This is a genomic window from Candidatus Rhodoblastus alkanivorans, from assembly GCF_022760755.1.
In the GTDB taxonomy this organism is placed as follows: domain Bacteria; phylum Pseudomonadota; class Alphaproteobacteria; order Rhizobiales; family Beijerinckiaceae; genus Rhodoblastus; species Rhodoblastus alkanivorans.
Genome location: NZ_JAIVFP010000001.1, coordinates 1,956,867 through 1,974,197 on the forward strand (window position 1 = coordinate 1,956,867; position 17,331 = coordinate 1,974,197).

18 protein-coding genes are annotated in these 17,331 nt (G+C 64.7%); 11 read left to right on the plus strand and 7 right to left on the minus strand.

Annotated elements, in window-relative coordinates:
- Window positions 1-80: 80 nt before the first annotated feature.
- The 3 genes from K2U94_RS09045 (at window position 81) to dnaE (ending at window position 5,920) form a co-directional block, all read left to right on the plus strand.
- Complete coding sequence (locus K2U94_RS09045) at window positions 81-1,391, plus strand: lipoprotein-releasing ABC transporter permease subunit (RefSeq protein WP_243066894.1); 1,311 nt, start codon at window positions 81-83, stop codon at window positions 1,389-1,391.
- Complete coding sequence (locus K2U94_RS09050; protein ID WP_243066895.1) at window positions 1,384-2,091, plus strand: ABC transporter ATP-binding protein; 708 nt, start codon at window positions 1,384-1,386, stop codon at window positions 2,089-2,091. Before K2U94_RS09045 ends, K2U94_RS09050 begins: the two co-directional genes overlap by 8 nt.
- 370 nt (window positions 2,092-2,461) lie before the next feature.
- Window positions 2,462-5,920 carry a DNA polymerase III subunit alpha gene (dnaE, locus tag K2U94_RS09055; protein ID WP_243066896.1) on the plus strand — a complete coding sequence of 1,153 codons (3,459 nt, stop codon included), beginning with the start codon at window positions 2,462-2,464 and terminating at the stop codon, window positions 5,918-5,920.
- Between the two features lie 30 nt (window positions 5,921-5,950).
- On the opposite strand, the gene K2U94_RS09060 is transcribed toward dnaE, so the two are convergent.
- The 3 genes from K2U94_RS09060 to K2U94_RS09070 all read right to left on the minus strand — a co-directional run bounded on the left by K2U94_RS09060 (window position 5,951) and on the right by K2U94_RS09070 (window position 7,478).
- A complete protein-coding gene (locus K2U94_RS09060) occupies window positions 5,951-6,688 on the minus strand; it encodes a S1 family peptidase (RefSeq protein WP_243066897.1) in 738 nt (245 codons plus the stop codon).
- Window positions 6,689-6,767: 79 nt separating this feature from the next.
- A complete protein-coding gene (locus K2U94_RS09065; RefSeq protein ID WP_243066898.1) occupies window positions 6,768-7,007 on the minus strand; it encodes a hypothetical protein in 240 nt (79 codons plus the stop codon).
- 261 nt (window positions 7,008-7,268) lie between these two features.
- Window positions 7,269-7,478, minus strand: a complete 210-nt coding sequence (locus K2U94_RS09070; RefSeq protein ID WP_243068839.1) for a cold-shock protein — start codon at window positions 7,476-7,478, stop codon at window positions 7,269-7,271.
- Between the two features lie 342 nt (window positions 7,479-7,820).
- Here K2U94_RS09070 and lipA point away from each other — a divergent pair, with 342 nt between their 5' ends.
- The 3 genes from lipA to K2U94_RS09085 all read left to right on the plus strand — a co-directional run bounded on the left by lipA (window position 7,821) and on the right by K2U94_RS09085 (window position 9,660).
- Complete coding sequence (gene lipA, locus K2U94_RS09075; RefSeq protein WP_243066899.1) at window positions 7,821-8,795, plus strand: lipoyl synthase; 975 nt, start codon at window positions 7,821-7,823, stop codon at window positions 8,793-8,795.
- A gap of 7 nt (window positions 8,796-8,802) precedes the next feature.
- Window positions 8,803-9,258 carry a type II toxin-antitoxin system RatA family toxin gene (locus K2U94_RS09080; protein ID WP_243066900.1) on the plus strand — a complete coding sequence of 152 codons (456 nt, stop codon included), beginning with the start codon at window positions 8,803-8,805 and terminating at the stop codon, window positions 9,256-9,258.
- Between the two features lie 201 nt (window positions 9,259-9,459).
- Complete coding sequence (locus K2U94_RS09085; protein WP_243066901.1) at window positions 9,460-9,660, plus strand: hypothetical protein; 201 nt, start codon at window positions 9,460-9,462, stop codon at window positions 9,658-9,660.
- An 87-nt stretch (window positions 9,661-9,747) separates the two neighbouring features.
- Here K2U94_RS09085 and K2U94_RS09090 read toward each other — a convergent pair whose 3' ends face one another.
- From K2U94_RS09090 to K2U94_RS09100, 3 genes are read right to left on the minus strand one after another with little or no spacing between them, the layout of a single operon-like run.
- Window positions 9,748-10,314: an RBBP9/YdeN family alpha/beta hydrolase gene (locus tag K2U94_RS09090; RefSeq protein ID WP_243066902.1), complete on the minus strand. Its 567-nt coding sequence runs from the start codon at window positions 10,312-10,314 to the stop codon at window positions 9,748-9,750.
- Between the two features lie 48 nt (window positions 10,315-10,362).
- Window positions 10,363-10,536 (minus strand): YbdD/YjiX family protein, encoded by a 174-nt coding sequence (locus K2U94_RS09095; protein ID WP_369334836.1) that lies wholly within the window; start codon window positions 10,534-10,536, stop codon window positions 10,363-10,365.
- Between the two features lie 16 nt (window positions 10,537-10,552).
- Entirely contained in the window at window positions 10,553-12,655 is a 2,103-nt protein-coding gene (locus K2U94_RS09100) for a carbon starvation CstA family protein (RefSeq protein ID WP_243066904.1), read from the minus strand.
- Here K2U94_RS09100 and K2U94_RS09105 point away from each other — a divergent pair.
- Window positions 12,648-12,857 carry a hypothetical protein gene (locus K2U94_RS09105; RefSeq protein WP_243066905.1) on the plus strand — a complete coding sequence of 70 codons (210 nt, stop codon included), beginning with the start codon at window positions 12,648-12,650 and terminating at the stop codon, window positions 12,855-12,857. The genes K2U94_RS09100 and K2U94_RS09105 overlap by 8 nt on opposite strands.
- Before the next feature lie 20 nt (window positions 12,858-12,877).
- Here K2U94_RS09105 and petA read toward each other — a convergent pair whose 3' ends face one another.
- Window positions 12,878-13,522, minus strand: a complete 645-nt coding sequence (gene petA, locus K2U94_RS09110; protein WP_243066906.1) for a ubiquinol-cytochrome c reductase iron-sulfur subunit — start codon at window positions 13,520-13,522, stop codon at window positions 12,878-12,880.
- Window positions 13,523-13,667: 145 nt separating this feature from the next.
- Between petA and K2U94_RS09115 the strand changes: the two genes are divergently transcribed.
- From K2U94_RS09115 to K2U94_RS09130, 4 genes are read left to right on the plus strand one after another with little or no spacing between them, the layout of a single operon-like run.
- A complete protein-coding gene (locus K2U94_RS09115; protein WP_243066907.1) occupies window positions 13,668-14,129 on the plus strand; it encodes a MarR family winged helix-turn-helix transcriptional regulator in 462 nt (153 codons plus the stop codon).
- A complete protein-coding gene (locus tag K2U94_RS09120; RefSeq protein WP_243066908.1) occupies window positions 14,126-16,171 on the plus strand; it encodes an FUSC family protein in 2,046 nt (681 codons plus the stop codon). Before K2U94_RS09115 ends, K2U94_RS09120 begins: the two co-directional genes overlap by 4 nt.
- Window positions 16,168-16,362: a DUF1656 domain-containing protein gene (locus K2U94_RS09125; protein WP_243066909.1), complete on the plus strand. Its 195-nt coding sequence runs from the start codon at window positions 16,168-16,170 to the stop codon at window positions 16,360-16,362. Before K2U94_RS09120 ends, K2U94_RS09125 begins: the two co-directional genes overlap by 4 nt.
- Window positions 16,359-17,291, plus strand: coding sequence for an efflux RND transporter periplasmic adaptor subunit (locus K2U94_RS09130; RefSeq protein WP_243066910.1), 933 nt, complete (start codon window positions 16,359-16,361; stop codon window positions 17,289-17,291). The genes K2U94_RS09125 and K2U94_RS09130 overlap by 4 nt, the downstream gene beginning before the upstream one ends.
- Window positions 17,292-17,331: the final 40 nt, after the last annotated feature.

The window sequence follows — 17,331 nt, forward strand, 5'->3', positions numbered from 1 at the left end:
GCGCCGGTCCCGGCGCGTGAGCCGCATCGGGCCCCTTTCGCCGGCGCCCATCTTGGTCCACGGGCGTCGAAAGAGAGGTCATGATCCATTTCACCCGGTTTTTTGCGCGATTCGGCGCCGCCGCCGCCGAAGGATCGGGCGCCGCGCCTTTCGGCGCCTATGAGCGCATGCTGGCCCTGCGCTACATGCGCTCGCGCCGCAATCGCTGGCTGCCGTCGGCCATAGCCGGGCTTTCCGTCACCGGAATCACCGTCGGCGTGATGTCCCTGATCGTCGTCATGTCGGTGATGAACGGCATGCGCGACGAGATGATTTCCAAGCTGATCGGCGTCAACGGCCATATTTTCATCCAGCCGATCGACACGCCGCTCACCGATTACCGCGAGGTGACGGCCCAGCTCAGGAAAATCCCCGGAATCACCTTCGCCTTTCCCATGGTGGAGAATGCGGCCGGCATTTCCTCGCCCCAGCAGCAGACCGGGGCGCTGGTCCGCGGCGTGACCGAGGCCGACCTCAAGCGCCTGCCGGGCATTGTCGGCAATGTCCGGCAGGGGACGCTCGACCATTTCGACGACAAAGTGGGCGTGGTGATCGGCGAAAAACTGGCGGAGACGCTCGGCGTTCAGGTCGGCGACAAAGTTTCGATCCTCACCGCGAAAGGGGCGCAGACGCCGTTCGGCGTCACGCCGCGCCTCAAGGCCTATCCGGTCAAGGCGATCTACCAGTCCGGCCTCTATGACTTCGACCAGCTGATCGTCTTCATGCCGCTCGCCGAGGCCCAGGCCTTTTTCAACCGCCCCGACGAGGCCAATATCATCGAGGGCTTCGTCGCCCATCCCGATAAGGTCGATGCGGTGCGCGAGCGGATCGTCCAGGCCATCACCCGTCCGATCATGCTGACGGACTGGCGGCAGCGCTACAAGAGCTTCTTCGACGTGCTCAAGGTCGAGAGCGATTCGATCTTCCTCATTCTCGCGATCATCGTCGCGGTGGCCTCGCTGCTGATCGTCCAGGGGCTGATTCTTCTGGTCAAGGACAAGGGCCGCGACATCGCCATCCTGCGGACCATGGGGGCGACGCGCGGCTCGATCCTGCGCGTCTTCATCCTTACCGGCCTCTCCATCGGCGCCACGGGCGCGATTCTCGGCACGGCTTTGGGCGTGCCGCTGGCGCTGCAGCTCGAAAACATCCGCACTTTCGTGAACCGGACCTTCAACCTCAACCTGTTCCCGGCCGACATCTACCATCTGTCGCAACTGCCGTCGTCGCTCGATCTTCACGAGGTCGGTGGGATCGCCGTGCTGACCCTGTGCCTGTCCTTCCTCGCCACGCTCTATCCGTCGTGGCGCGCCGCCCGGCTCGATCCGGTCGAGGCCCTGCGCCATGAATGACGAGGCTTCAAAAAACGCTCGGCGGCCGACGCTGAAACTGACCGGGGTCACGCGGCGCTACCGCGAGGGCGACGGCTTTCTCGAAATTCTCCGCGGGGCCGACGCCGTGCTGTGGCCGCACCAGGCGGCGGCGTTGGTTGCGCCTTCGGGCGCCGGCAAATCGACCCTGCTCCATATCGCGGGGCTATTGGAGCGGCCGGACGGCGGCGAGGTCGAGATCGAGGGCCAGCCGACCTCGGGCCTGAACGATTCGCAGCGCACGGCCCTGCGGCGAAACCGAATCGGCTTCGTCTATCAGTTTCACCATCTCCTGCCGGAGTTCACCGCGACGGAAAATGTCATGACGCCGCAGATGATCGCCGGCCTGCCGCGCCAGGAGGCGCGGCGCCGGGCGCTGGAGTTGCTCGATTATCTCGGCCTGGCGGCGCGCGCCAATCATAGGCCGTCGGAAATGTCCGGCGGCGAGCAGCAGCGCGTGGCCATCGCCCGTGCGGTCGCCAATGCGCCGGGCTTGCTGCTGGCCGACGAGCCGACCGGCAATCTCGACCCCGAAACGGCCGACCGAGTTTTCTCGGCGCTGATGTCGCTGGTGCGCGCCACTGGCCTTGCGGCGCTGATCGCGACTCACAACGTCGACCTTGCCGCGCGCATGGACAGGCGCCTGACCTTGCGCAACGGACTGCTGGCGGAAATGCCGTGAACTGAAACCGGCTGTGGCCCTGCCGCCACATTTGCGTGCAATGCGTTATGGCGCTCTTGACCGCCGTAAAACCTCAGGATTGCCGCAATCTAGCCGCAAAAGCGGATGTTCGGCCACGCAACTTATCCACAAGGCGCTTCCCAGCTTATCCACAGGATGCTGCTTCGTAATCTCTTGTTTTTACGTGATATGTCATGAAGGCAACAAATCTTGAACAGTTCGTCGTCATCGGAATAAATATAGAATATCAAGCGAACATTACGAAAACAGACGTTATCCACATGTTTTTGTCGAAAGATTATATTGGGGCGGGACCTTTGCGGTTCACGGCCGCATTATCGTAATCCAATTCAGGCGTGGGAGGCGGGCAATGGTCGAGCGGATGATCGAGAAAGTCGGCTTCGTTCATCTCCATGTTCATACCGCTTTTTCCTTGCGCGAAGGCGCGATCGGCGTGAGCAAATTGCTGAAGCTCGCGCTCGCCGACGTCCAGCCCGCGGTCGCGGTGACGGACGTCAACAATCTGTTCGGCGCCCTGGAGATTTCCGAAAAATTCGCGAAGGAGGGCGTGCAGCCCATCGTCGGATGCCAGCTCACGTTGGATTTTGGCGACGTGGAAAATTTTCGCACGCGCGGCGAGAGTCTGGCGCTGGACGCCGGCAAGGGCAATATCGTGCTGTTGGCGCAAAGCGAGCAGGGCTACGCCAATCTCATGCGGCTGGTCTCGCAGGCCTGGCTCATGGTCGATCCCGGCGATTCGCCCCATGTCGGAATCGCACAGCTTGCGGCGGCGAGCGAAGGTCTGATCGCGCTGAGCGGTGGTCCGACCGGACCGCTCGACCGCGCTTTCGCGCTCGACAAGCCCGAGGTCGCGCAGGCGCGGCTCGCCGCTTTGGCGCCCTTGTTCGCCGATCGATTCTATATCGAAATCCAGCGCCACGGGCTCGAAAGCGAGCAGAAGGTCGAACCCTTCCTGCTCGACATGGCCTATCGCGAAGGCCTGCCGCTGGTTGCGACCAATGAGCCCTATTTCGCCGTCGCCGCCGATTATGACGCCCATGACGCGCTCATGTGCATCGCCGACGGCGCCGTCGTCGGCCAGGACAACCGGCGCAAGCTCACGCCCGAGCATCGCTTCAAAACCCGCGCGGAAATGGTCGCTTTGTTCGCGGACCTGCCCGAGGCGACGCGGAACAGCGTCGAAATCGCGCTGCGTTGCGCCTATCGGCCGCGCACCCGCAAGCCGATCCTGCCTAATTTCAACGAAGGCGTCGACGAGGCGGCGGAATTGCGCGCTCAGGCCGCATCCGGCCTCGCCGACCGGATCAGCGCCCATGGCCCGGCGCCCGGCCACACCGAGGAGGATTATCGGAAAAGGCTCGAATTCGAGCTTTCGATCATCGAGAAGATGAAGTTCCCCGGCTATTTCCTGATCGTGTCGGACTTCATCAAATGGGCGAAGGCGCAAGGGATTCCGGTCGGGCCGGGGCGCGGCTCGGGCGCGGGCTCGCTGGTCGCCTATGCCCTGACCATCACCGATCTCGATCCGATCCGCTTTTCGCTGCTGTTCGAGCGCTTCCTCAATCCCGAGCGCGTTTCGATGCCGGATTTCGACATCGATTTCTGCCAGACCCGCCGCGACGAGGTCATCGCCTATGTCCGCCGCCGCTATGGCGAGGATCGGGTGGCGCAGATCATCACCTTCGGTTCGTTCCTGGCGCGCGGCGTGTTGCGCAATGTAGGGCGGGTGCTGGAAATGCCGCTTGGCCTCGTGGACAAGCTCGCCAAGCTTGTGCCGCAGAACCCGGCCGCGCCGGTCTCGCTCAAACAGGCGATCGATTCCGAGCCCCGCCTGCAGGAAGCCGCGCAGCAGGATTCGCGAGTGCGGCAGCTGTTGGAGGTCGCGCAGAAGCTCGAAGGGCTTTACTCCAACGCCTCGACCCATGCCGCGGGCATTGTCATCGGCGATCGGCCGCTGGATCAACTCACGCCGCTCTATCGCGATCCCAAATCCGACATGCCGGCGACCCAGTTCAACATGAAATGGGTCGAACAGGCCGGATTGGTGAAATTCGACTTTCTGGGCCTCAAGACGCTCACGACGCTTTCAACCTGCGTCGCGTTGCTGAAACAGCGTGGGATCGAGGTCGATCTGTCGAAAATCCCGCTCGACGACCAGAAAACCTTCGACATGCTCGGGCGCGGCGAGACGGTCGGCGTGTTCCAGGTGGAAAGCGCGGGCATGCGCAAGGCGCTGGCCGAAATGCGCGCCGACCGTTTCGAGGACATTATCGCGCTGGTCGCGCTCTACCGTCCCGGGCCGATGGCCAATATCCCGACCTATTGCGCCGTGAAACATGGCGAGGAGGACGCCGATTACCTCCATCCCAAAATCGAGTCCGTGCTGAAGGAGACATTCGGCGTCATCATCTATCAGGAACAGGTGATGCAGATCGCCCAGATCCTGTCGGGCTATTCGCTCGGCGAGGCGGACATGCTGCGCCGCGCGATGGGCAAGAAAATCAAGGCGGAAATGGACAAGCAGCGCGCCCGTTTCGTGGACGGCGCGGTGGAGCGTGGGATTGAAAAAGCCAAGGCCGATGAAATCTTCGACCTGCTGGCGAAATTCGCCGATTACGGCTTCAACAAGAGCCATGCCGCAGCCTATGCCCTGGTCGCCTATCAGACCGCGTGGTGCAAGGCCAATCATCCGGTCGAATTCCTCGCCGCCTCGATGACGCTCGACAAGAGCAACACCGACAAGCTGGCGGAATTCCGCAACGAGGCGACGCGTCTCGGCATCAAGGTCGAGCCGCCTTCGGTCAACCGCTCCGGCGTGGATTTTGACGTTCATCGCGACGCCTCGGGCGTCCTCACGATCCGCTATGCCTTGTCGGCGGTGAAGGGTGTGGGCGAGGGGCAGGCGGAGGCTTTGGTGCGGGCGCGCGGCGCAAGATCGTTCCGCGACCTGTCCGACCTCTCGGCCCGGCTCAATCCGCGCGAGGTCAACAAGAAGGTGCTGGAGGCGCTCGCCGCCGCCGGGGCCTTCGACGAGCTGGAGCGCGACCGCGCCAAGGCTTTTGCCGCGGTCGAGCCGATTCTCGCCCTTGCCAATCGCGCGCAGGAGGAAAGCCTTGTCGGCCAGTCGGCGCTGTTCGGCGCCGCCGAGCCGGAGGCCCTGCGCCTGACCAATTACGAGAACTGGTCGGCGGAAGAGCGTCTGCGCCGCGAATTCGAGGCGATCGGCTTCTTCATTTCCGGCCATCCGCTCGACGCCTATCAGAACGTGACGAAAAGGCTGCGGGTCGATAATTGGGCCCATTTCGCGAGGGCGGTGAAGCAGGGCGCCTCGGCGGGGCGACTCGCCGCCACCGTGCTCGACCGCGCCGAGCGCCGCACCAAATCTGGGTCCAAGATGGGGATCGTGACCCTGTCCGACCCTTCCGGGCAATATGAAGCGATTATGTTTCAGGAAGGACTGAACCAATATCGCGACCTGCTGGAGAAGGGCGCCTGCGTGCTGGTCACGCTTCAGGCCAATCTCGATGGCGAAGACGTGCGCGCCCGCATCACCATGGCCGAGAAACTGGACGAGGCGGCGGCGCGCATCCAGAAGGGCCTGCGCATTATTCTGCGCAATCCGGCGCCCTTGCCGCGCCTTTCGGAGCGGCTGAAGGGCCGGCCGGAAGGCGAGGTGACGCTGGTGCTGCGGCTCGACGCCCCCGAGCGCGAGGTCGAAATCAGGCTGCCCGGCCGCTATCCCGTCAATCCGCAAGCCTCCAGCGCGATCAAGGCGATTCCGGGCGTGGCGGAAGTGGAGCTGGTTTAGTGGCGCCGACCGGACAGGACGGGCGCCGGATTACTCCGTGAGCGTCATCAGAATATCGGCGTACCAGGCGCAATTCAGGCCCAGCGCCTCGTCGCGGTCGAGGTCGCGCGCGACGTCGAACCGGGTCGAATGCACGCCGAGCAGCAGCCATGGCGGATCGAGCGCGGCTCCTTCGCGGCTGACCGCGCGGGTCACGACCGGCGAACCGCTCGCGCCGCGATGTGTTCGGGCGTCGGTCAGGAAAAAGCCCTGGCCCTGAAAGCGCAGCCCGAAGGAGGACGCGATCACGCCCTGACGCACCACCGGCAAATGATGCAGGGTGTCGTGGAAGCCGAGCGGAAACCCGACGACCAGTATAAATGCGCCGGTTTCGATCGTTTCGGAGGGGCCCGGCAAATGATCGGGCGTGAAGGCGCGGTAGATCGTCGAGTCCGGCAGGGCCTCGCGCTCGATTTCGATCGCCGCGACGTCGATGTCGCCGGATTTATCGGCGCCTTGTCGCCAGGCCGGTTTTCCGTCGTCATAGAGCGGCACGGAAAAGCCGGTGGCTTTCGCCAGATCGTCACCGTCGATGTGAAGTTCGATCTCAATGCTGTCGGGAAAGTGGCCGCTGGCTTTATCGACGAGAACATGCCGGCTCGTGACGACGAACAGGCGATCATCGCGCAGGAAGAAAAAGCCGCTCGCGCCGGTAAGGATCTGGCCCTGTCGAAAGGTCGAAAAGCGCGTCGAGGTCAGAAGCAGCGGCTCGACCGACCATTTATCCATTCTGTCTCCCGAGATCGACGCCTGGCGATTTCGCTTTCCGGCCACCGCGCGGAGCCCTGTTTCGCAGGTCGGCCTGGCGTCATTTTGACAGTGGAGTAAGGCGCGATTCGGTCGTAACGCGTTCGTAGTTCTCTCGCTCGCTCTTGATCCGGTATTGTGGTCCGGAGCCGCCGTCCGGCAGATGGCGGGTGATCTTGAAGGCGGTTTGATCGGACCCGCCGCTCAACACCACGACGGACCCGATCGAATATTTGTGGCTGAGCGAGCGCAACGGGCGGGACGGCGGATCGGCGGCCGGCTTTTTCGGATAATTGCTCATGTGCTGTCATCCTTCTCCGGAAGGTTCCGGCGCTTGCGTCGTCGAGCGCGCCATCGGCGACGACATCGGGGGCGAGCGATTGTGACCGCCTCTAAATTCTTTGAATTTCACGGCATTTTTTTGCGACGACCCGGCATCCGCCGTTTCGCGCGCCGAAAACGCAAATAAAAAGCCCTGAGCGTCGCCCAGGGCTTCCAGATCGCACGACGGCTCGCGCCATTACATCCATGACCAGCGAAGCGCGCGAAATCGATTCCCTCGTCAGACGACCTGAAGCCGTGACGCGGAAGACTTGCCGCTCCGGCGGTCAACTGCGATTTCGTAGCTGATCTTCTGGCCTTCCGCCAGGCCCGTGAGCCCGGCTTGTTCCACCGCGCTGACATGGACAAAAACATCCGTGCCGCCATCGTCGGGCTGGATGAAGCCGAAGCCCTTTTGACCATTAAACCATTTTACAGTGCCCGTAGCCATATTGACTCTCCTTAAAGCGAGCAAAAAACGACTCAATTCAAGAAGTGAGTCTAGCGATATCGAGATTTTTTGGGGGAGCGATAGCTGCGCTGTTGATGCAACGCGAATTCGACGACCGAAAAGTTCGATGTTCGTTAAATAAAGGCTTTCAGGCTGGAAAACAAGCCCCCGCAAAAACTATATTTCCAGACGAACAACTGGGCGCGCCGCGGCGAGGTCGAAACCATGCCTGCGCGACCGAGGCGATTCCCGGCGTGGCGGAAGCCGATCTCCTTCAGCGATTCGTTGCGGCCGGCCGCATTAGAGTCTATTTGAAATCGAAAGATTTCCTGGAGCCTCGCGATGGCTGTCGTGCTCGACCTTCTCAATGATGATCCCCGCAAGAAGGACGATTCGCGCCCGCGTCACCCGGAAAAGGCGCACAAGCCCGACCAGCCGATCGCGCGCAAGCCGGAATGGATCCGCGTCAAGGCGCCGGGCTCCCCCGGCTGGGCGGAGACCAACGCCATCGTCAAGGCCAACAAGCTGGTCACCGTCTGCGAGGAAGCGGGCTGCCCCAATATCGGCGAGTGCTGGGACAAGAAGCACGCCACTTTCATGATCATGGGCGATGTCTGCACCCGCGCCTGCGCCTTCTGCAACGTCAAGACCGGCCTCCCGGCGCCGCTCGACGCCGGCGAGCCCGCCCATATTGGCGAGGCGACGGCGCGGCTCGGTCTGAGCCATGTCGTCATCACCTCGGTCGATCGCGACGACCTCGACGACGGCGGCGCCGGCCATTTCGCGGCGGTGATCGCGGCGATCCGGGCGATGAGCCCGTCAACCACCATCGAGATTCTGACGCCCGACTTCCTGCGCAAGCCGGGAGCGCTGGAGCGCGTGGTCGAAGCCAAGCCCGACGTGTTCAACCACAATCTCGAAACCGTGCCCTCGAACTATCTTACCGTCCGCCCGGGCGCGCGCTATTTTCACTCTTTGCGCCTGTTGCAGAAGGTGAAGGAGCTGGACCCGGACATTTTCACCAAGTCGGGAATCATGCTGGGGCTGGGCGAGGAGCGCAACGAGGTCCTGCAGTTGATGGACGACCTGCGCTCGGCCGAGGTCGATTTCCTCACCATCGGCCAATATCTCCAGCCGACCCGCAAACACCATCCGGTCAAGGCCTTCGTGCCGCCCGAGCAATTCAAGGCCTATGAATCCATCGCCTACGCCAAGGGCTTTCTGCTCGTCGCCTCTTCGCCGCTGACGCGTTCGTCGCATCACGCGGGCGAGGATTTCGAACGGCTGCGCGCGCGCCGGCGCGGCGCGCGCGGATGAGGCGCCGATGCCAAGCTTCCGCACCAGCCACGTCGTCAATCATACGCCGCAGCAGATGTTCGATCTGGTGGCGGATGTGGAAGCCTACCCCCAATTCGTGCCCTTGTGTCAGGCGTTGCGGGTCAAACGACGCTTTTCGGGCGCGGACGGCGCCGAGGTCGTTCTTGCGGAGATGGAGGTCGGCTACAAGGCGATTCGGGAGCGATTCACCAGCCGGGTGACCTTGAACCGCGCGGCGCGGCGCATCGATGTCGAATATGTCGATGGTCCGTTCAGCCATCTGGAAAACATATGGCGCTTCGTCGACGCGGACGAAGGGAAGTGTCGGATCGAATTCTATATTGCTTATGAATTCCGCAGCCGGATGCTGGCGGCGCTGATGGGCTCGATGTTCGACGCCGCGTTCCGGAAATTCGCTTTCGCCTTCGAGACGCGCGCCGACGAGGTCTTTCGTCCGGCCTGAATTTCCTTCCCTCTGCGTCTAAAAGACGCGATTGCGCCAAAATTGATTTAAGTCAACGACCGCAATCGCGGCCAGCGCGACGCTGCAAGCCACCAGCGGCGCAAAGGCGGTGAAATTGACGCCTTTACGCTCCCTGGAAAAGCGAGAGAAGAAGCCTACGGCGATTTGACCGCATCGCCGTAGGCTTTGCAGGAGGCAACGATGATTAGATTGGCGGCATTGTTGTGGGTCATGGGCGGCGCTACCCTCGCGGGGGTTTTGATCATCGTCGTCCTCATGGTCCCGTCGCTGCAATTCGAAGCGATGCGCTATATTCTCATCGCCGCGGCCGCGGGCTTCATCGTCGCGATTCCGCTGGCGCTGCTGGCGGCCAAGGCGATCACCCAACATCGCGCAAGCTGAACGCCGCAATGGGAGCGCCGCGCCGGACCCGCGCGGCGCTTGAGCTTTCGATAGTCACCCCCCGCGAAATATTGGCGGCGCGGGCGGTTACCGGGACAGGCGGGAAAAGAGGCCCGCCAGCCGCATCAGGCCCTCGGGCCAAGGGCCATGGCCGCTTTCGGCGTTGATATGGCCCGCCTCGCCCGCATCCGCGAGGTCCAGCCCCCATTGCTGGGCGAGCTGCTCCGCAAAAGCATAATCCGCGAAGGAATCATTGCGGCTGGCGACGAGGACGCCCGGCACGCCCAGCGCCGTTTGCGGCGCTTTTTCCTTGAAGGCAGGGTCAATCAGGCCGGGCGGCAGCTTTTCGGCGTCCGGGTCGGGCGGCGCGACCAGAAAAGCGGCGGCGATTTTTTCGCGCGCCGGCGTTTCCGCGATGGCGCTGGCGGCGGCGAGCGAGCCGAGGCTGTGCCCGACGAGGGCGACCGGACGCGCGGCGGCGTCGATTTCGCGTAAGATTGCTGCGACCCAGGCGTCGCGCGCCGGGTTCACCCAGTCGTCCTGTTCGACCAGGCGGGCTGTGGAAAGCTTCTGCGCCCAGCGGCTCTGCCAATGATCGGGCCCCGAGCCCCCGAGGCCGGGAACGATGAGAATGTCGAGATCGGAAACACGCATTCGGCTTACATAGCGAGAAGCGGCGCTTTTTTCAAAGCGCCGCTCCTTTCAGCAGCAGCGGAACCCCCCGGTCGAGACGCCGCCGCCGTAGCGCCGCTCCTCGCGGTTGCGGAAGAATTCCGTGCGGTTCATCGGCGTCTCATCGGGATGGAATTGCTTCCAATGCGCCACATAGGTCTCGTAATCGGGCTGACCGATCATGAGCGAGGCCGTCTGGCGCAATTTGCGACCTATTCCTCTAAGCCTTGACGGGCTGCAATCCAGACAGATCATCGCCCACCTCCCTGGTGGTGACATTGGGGTTGGAGCGGGCGTTGCGGATCGTGACGAAGCCCGCGACGATCATCGCGACGACCACTGCGATGAATATGGCGGTGAGACCGGCGTCCACGTAATTATTGGTGATCACCCGGTTCATCTCATCCATGCTGTTGGCCGGGGCAAGCACTTTGCCCTGGGCGACAGCGGCCGAGAATTTCTGCGCATTGGACAGAAAGCCGATCGCCGGATTGGCGTCGAACAGTTTCTGCCAGCCGGCGGTCAGCGTGCAGATGATCAGCCAGATCGTCGGCATGACCGTGACCCAGGCGTAGCGTTCGCGCTTCATCTTGAACAGCACGGCGGTGCAGAGAATGAGCGCGATGGCCGCGAGCATCTGGTTGGCGATGCCGAACAAGGGCCAAAGCGTATTGATGCCCCCGAGCGGATCGACGACGCCTTGATAGAGGAAATAGCCCCAGCCGGAGACGGCCAGCGCCGTGGCGGCGATATTGGCGCCCCAGTTCCGGGTTTGACGCATGACCGGGACGAAATGGCCGAGCAGGTCCTGGATCATGAAGCGGGCGACGCGGGTGCCGGCGTCCACCGTGGTGAGGATGAACAAGGCTTCGAACAGGATGGCGAAATGGTACCAGAAGGCCTTCGCCGCCGAGCCGCCGAGGAAGCCCGACAGGATGTGAGCCATGCCGACGGCGAGCGTCGGCGCGCCGCCGGCGCGCGACAGGATGGTGTGCTCGCCCACCTCCTTGGCGGCCGCGGCCAGCATGTCGGGCGTGACCGCGAATCCCCAGGACGAGATCGTCTGCGCGGCCTGCGCCGGCGTGGTCCCGATCAGCGCCGGGGCGGAGTTCATGGCGTAATAGACGCCCGGCTCCAGCAGGGTCGCGGCGATCAGCGCCATGACGCCGACGGCGCTTTCCATCAGCATCGCGCCATAGCCGATCGTGCGGATTTCGCTCTCGCGCATGATCATTTTCGGCGTGGTGCCGGACGAGATCAGGGCGTGGAAGCCGGAGACGGCGCCGCAGGCGATGGTGATGAACAGGAAGGGGAACAGCGCGCCTTTGAACACCGGCCCGGTCCCGTCGATATATTTGGTCACCGCCGGCATATGCAGTTCCGGCCTGACGATGGCGATGCCGATGGCGAGCGCGAGGATCGTGCCGATCTTGAGGAAGGTCGAGAGATAGTCGCGCGGCGCGAGCAGCAGCCAGACCGGGAGCACGGAGGCGACGAAGCCATAGGCGATCAGCATGAGCGCGAGCTGGGGGCCCTTGAAGGTGAAATAGGGGGCGAGCGTCGGGCTCTGGCTGACGGTCTGGCCATAGACGATGCCGAGGATCAACAGCACGAAGCCGATGATCGACATTTCGGCGATGCGGCCCGGCCGGATGAAACGGCTGTAGACGCCCATCAGCAAGGCGGTCGGCAGGGTCGAGGCGACCGTGAACGTGCCCCACGGGCTTCCGGCGAGGGCCTTGACGACGACGAGCGCAAGCACGGCGAGAAGGATGACCATGATCGCCAGCACGCCGAACTGCGCGATCATGCCGGCGGTCTCGCCCATTTCGGTCTTGATCAGGTCGCCGAGCGAGCGGCCGTCGCGGCGGGTCGAGATGAACAGGATGACCATGTCCTGCACCGCGCCGGCGAAGACCACGCCGACGAGCAGCCAGAGCGTGCCGGGGAGATAGCCCATTTGCGCGGCGAGAACGGGGCCGACCAGAGGTCCGGCGCCGGCGATGGCCGCGAAATGATGCCCGAACAGCACATATTTGTCCGTCGGCACGTAATCGAGGCCGTCGTTGCGGCGCACGGCGGGCGTCACGCGCGCGTCGTCGAGCTGAAGCACCTTTTCAGCGATGAACACGCTGTAGAAACGATAAGCGATGAGATAGACGCAGGCCGCCGCGGTCACCAGCCAGAGCGCGTTGATGGTCTCGCCGCGATGGAGAGCGACCGTCCCGAGCGAAATGGCGCCGACGAGCGCGACGAGAATCCAAGCGGCCCACGACAAGGGAGAGCCCTTGGGGGAGCCCGTGGCGGGCTGGGCAATGGTCATTGGCGATTCCTCCAGACACGCCCTTGACCGGGCGGGCGAATTTTTACGCAATGAATTTAGCCGGACGTCAAGATTTTGGAAACAATCACAATTGGGAATAAGCTTCGGCGGCGCGCTGTTTGCGACGAAAAATGAAGTCCGCGCCGCGCGGCGCATTCCTGTCGGCGTTTCCGCAAGTCGTGGTTTGCCGCAAGGCCGGTGAGCGCGCCGCGCGAAGGCGCGTTACAGCTGGACGATCGAATCGAACGAGAAATTCTGGCCCGGCGGATTTTCGCCGATGCGCAGGGTCTTGGCGTCGACCAGGCGATAGGGCGGCACCGGAAGATTATAGGGCGCCGGCACATTGGTGTAGACGCGGCCGGCGAGGTCGTATTTCGAGCCGTGGCACGGGCAGAAATAGCCGCCTGGCCAATCCGGGCCCTGCTGCCCCTTGTTGGGCTCGTAGAGCGGAATGCAGCCGAGATGGGTGCAGACGCCGACGACCGCGAACCATTGCGGCTCGATCGAACGGTGCCAGTTGCGGGCGTAGGGCGGCTGTTGCGCGACCGCCGAATCCGGATCGCGCAAATGCGCGGCGAGCTTCGGGTCCTTGAGGGTCGCCAGCGCCGCGGGCGGCCGGTTGACGATGAAGACCGGATGCCCACGCCACAAAACCGAGATCTGCTGGCCCGGCGCGATGGAGCCGATATCGACGTCGAATGGGGCGCCGGCGGCGATCGTCTGCGCGTCCGGCGACATTTGCGAAATGAGCGGCCACACGGCGGCGGCGGTCCCGACGGCGGCGAAGGCGCCGGTGGCGATATAAAGGAAATCGCGCCGGGTCGGGGCGTGGACGTCGCTGTCGGCGAGAGTTGAGGCGTTGGTCATCTGGGCCTCTCTGGCTGAATGAAAAGCCCCCCAAGCTTGAATTTGGGCGCCGGGGCCAGTGCGCGCAAGGGCAGGGCGTTCTTGACAGCGGCGCTGACCGATATTAGTTAGTAGACTAATAATTAGGACCATAATGATATCGGCCATGATCTACGAACGATTCTTCGCCTCCGCTCTGCTGCTGCCTCGCCGCTGGCGCGCCGCCATGGACGCCGAGGTTTCGCGCTACCGCCTGACCAGCGCCACCTGCCGGCCCCTTTTCTATCTTGGCCGGCTCGGCGAGGGCGTCCGGCCGAAGGACCTCGCCGAAATCCTCGAAATCGAGCGGCCCTCGCTGGCGCAATTGCTCGACCGGCTGGAGGAGGGTGGGATGGTCCAGCGGCGCGAGGACCCGCACGACCGGCGCGGCAAGACGCTGCATCTCACAGCGGAGGGCCGTAAGATTTTCGAGCTGACCAAGGACCTCGTCGATCGGATGGCGGCTCGCCTGTTCGAGGGCGTCGCCGAAGCCGACATCGAGGTCTGCGAGCGGGTTTTCGCGCGGATTTTCGCCAATGTCGCGCGGGTGGAGGAAGAACTGGCGGCGCCGGCGAAGGCCCGGAAATGAGCGCGGCGACGACGACGGCCGGCGCCGGATTCGCGGCCGCTTCGCGCGCCGCCTTCGAGCCGCTGGCCGCCCCCACTGTCTGGGTCCATGGCGCGCGCACGGCGGTCGCGGCGCTGCTCGCGCTGTGGGTCGCGTTCAAGCTCCAGCTCGACACGCCCTATTCGGCGATGACGACGGTCCTGATCGTGTCCAATCCCGTCCAGGGCATGATTCTCGCCAAGAGCCTCTACCGGCTCGGCGGCACCCTGATCGGCGGCGCGGCCGGCGTGATCCTGATGGCGCTGTTCGCCCAGGCCCCCGTGCTGTTCCTGCTCGGCTTCGCCTTGTGGCTGGCGCTATGCACGGCGGCCTCGACGCTTTTGCGCGGCTTCCGCTCCTATGGCGCGGTGCTCGCCGGCTATACCGTCGCGCTCATCGCCATGCCGGCGGTCGATCGGCCGGAATCGATCTTCACTCTCGCCATGGCGCGCGTCGCCGTGGTTTCGCTCGGAATCGCCAGTTCGGCGCTGGTCGGGGCGCTGCTGAGCGGCCATGGCGCCGCGCGCGGGCTCGACAGGATGCTGCGCGCGATGCTGGCCGACCTGTTCGCCCATGCGCGGATCGCGCTGCGGCCGGGGCAGGGGCTTGCGTTGAAACCGCAGCGGCGGGCGCTGGCCCTTCGCGTCGGCGCGTTCGAGGCCTCGATCCCCTTCGCCGCCGCCGAAAGCCCGAAACAGGGCGCGCGACTCGCCGCCTTGCGCGACGCCGGCGCCGCCTTTTACGGCGCGCTGACGGCGGCGCCGGCTCTGTCGGAAGCGCTCGACGCCGCGGAGGCGCCCGAGCCCTTTCTCGCGGAAAATCTGCGCGACACGGAGGACGCGCTCGACGCGGCGGGCGCCGCCCTGGCCGCGCGCGACGATTCCGCCTTCGCCGAGGCGACGCGCCGGCTCGGCCTGTCGCGGGCGCGGCTCGAATCCATTTTCGCGGCGGGAGGGGAGAGACTGTCGCCGCGATCCGTCGTCGCGATCGACCGCCTCGCCGACCTGCTGGGAGAACTGGAGCGCGCCGCGCTCGGGCTGTCCAGCGCAGCCGCGCCCGCGCGCGTTCTGCGCAACGCCACCCATCTCGACTGGCGCTGGGCCTGGCTCAACGCGGCGCGCGCCGGCGCTGCTGTCCTCATCGCCGGCGCGTTGTGGTTCGGCTTCGGCTGGTCGCGGTTCGGGGCGATCATGATGGCGTCGGTCGCGCCCAATGTCGCCCTGATGTCGCTGCGCGAAAGGCCGACGGCCGACGCCATGGACATGGTGTGGGGCGTGATCTTGGCGACGGCGCTGGGCCTGTTCTACCTGCTCTGGGTTCTGCCCCAGATCACCGGCTTCCCGTTGCTCGTCCTGTGGCTCGCGCCGCCGCTGATCGCCAGCGCCGCCGCCATGACCGCGCCGCGCCTGATGTTTGTCGGCATCGGTTTCGGCGTGTTCTTCATCACTCTCGTCGCGCCATCGAATCCCATGGTCTTCGAGCCCGAGATATTCATGAACAACGCGCTCGCCACCATCGCCGGCGCGGCGCTCACCTCGCTCGTCTATCGCATCATTCTGCCGGTGGACGCGCGGGCGTTGCGGCAGCATCTGCTCGCAGAAATCCGGCGCGACCTCGCCGATCTGCTGCGTCGGCGCAAGGCGGTCTCCGCGCCGGAATGGGAAGCGCGGATGCACGACCGGATGCGGCTGCTGATCGCGCGGCTGCGCGCCGCCAATGTCGCGAGCGACTCCGCGCTGCGCAGCGGCTTCGCCGCGCTGCGCCTCGGCCGCGACGTGCTGCGCCTGAGAACCCTGCTGGCGGGCGATCCCGCATCGGACCGGATCGCCCGCGACGCGCTTGCCGGCCTCGCCGGCGCCGGCCGCGCCGCCGCCCTCGCCGAGACCGGCGCCCGGCTGCGCGCCCGCGCGGCGGAGGTCGAACCGGAGCGCGCAGCGCCGATCCTGCGCGCGGCCAGCATCCTTCCCGCCATCGACGCGCTGGTCGCGGGGCGTCGCCGCTTCTTCCAGCAGGCGCTGCAATGACAACGGAAATCAATTTCTTCGGCGTCTATGTCGCCCCCTTCGTCGGCGATCTTGCCGTCGCCTTCCTGCTTTTCCTGCCCCTGCGCTGGCTATTCGCGCGAGCCGGCCTGTTCGCGCTGTTCTGGCATGTCGCTTTGGTGGAGCTTTGTCTGTTCGTCGCCGTCCTCGGTTTCACGGTCTATCTGGTATGAAACGCAAATTTCGCCGCCTGTTGGGAATCGCGCTGACCCTGTGCGCCGCCGCCGGCGGCCTGCTCCTCGCCACAGCTCTATGGCGCCATTACATGATCGCGCCCTGGACCCGCGACGCGCGGGTGCGGGTCGAAACGGTGACAGTTGCGCCGGAGGTCGCCGGCAATGTCAGAAAATTGCTGGTCTCCGACAACCAGCCGGTGAAAAAGGGCGACATTCTCTTCGTCATCGATCCGCGCTCCTACCAGATCGCGGTCGCGCAGGCCGAGGCCGCGCTCGACGGGCAGGAGCAATCGACCCGGCTGGCGCAGCTCAAATCGCAGCGCCGCGCCAAGCTGACCGACCTCGCGATCTCCAAGGAAGAAAAAGAGCAATATGAAGTCGGCGCCAAGGTGGCCGACGCCGCGGTCGATCAGGCGCGCGCCCAGCTCGACATGGCGAAGCTCAACCTCGAACGGTCGATCGTGCGTTCGCCGGTCAACGGCTATGTCACCAACTTGCGCCTGCGCGAGGGCGATTTCGTCGCCGCCGGCCAGTCCAGCCTGACCATAGTGGACCGGGATTCGTTCTGGCTCGCCGGCTATTTCGAGGAGACGCAGCTTGCCTCCATTCATCCAGGCGAAGAGGCGCGCTATGTCCTGATGGGTTATCCCGACCATGTCCTGACCGGGCGGGTGGCAAGCGTCAGCCGTGGCGTCGCCGATCAGGACGCCGGCGGCGCGGGGACGGGGCTCGCTTCGGTCAATCCGGTCTTCACCTGGGTGCGCCTCGCCCAGCGCGTGCCCGTGCGCATCGTGCTCGATCCGGTTCCGTCCGACGTGACCCCGGTCGCCGGCTTGACGGCGACGGTGGAGATCGGCCGCCCCAATACCTTCCGCGACGATCTCGCCTGGGCCTGGGCGTTCTGGCGGCGCGGCTGGCGTTATTGAACGGCGTCGATTCGATTGGCGCGGCCGCGCGGCGGGACTA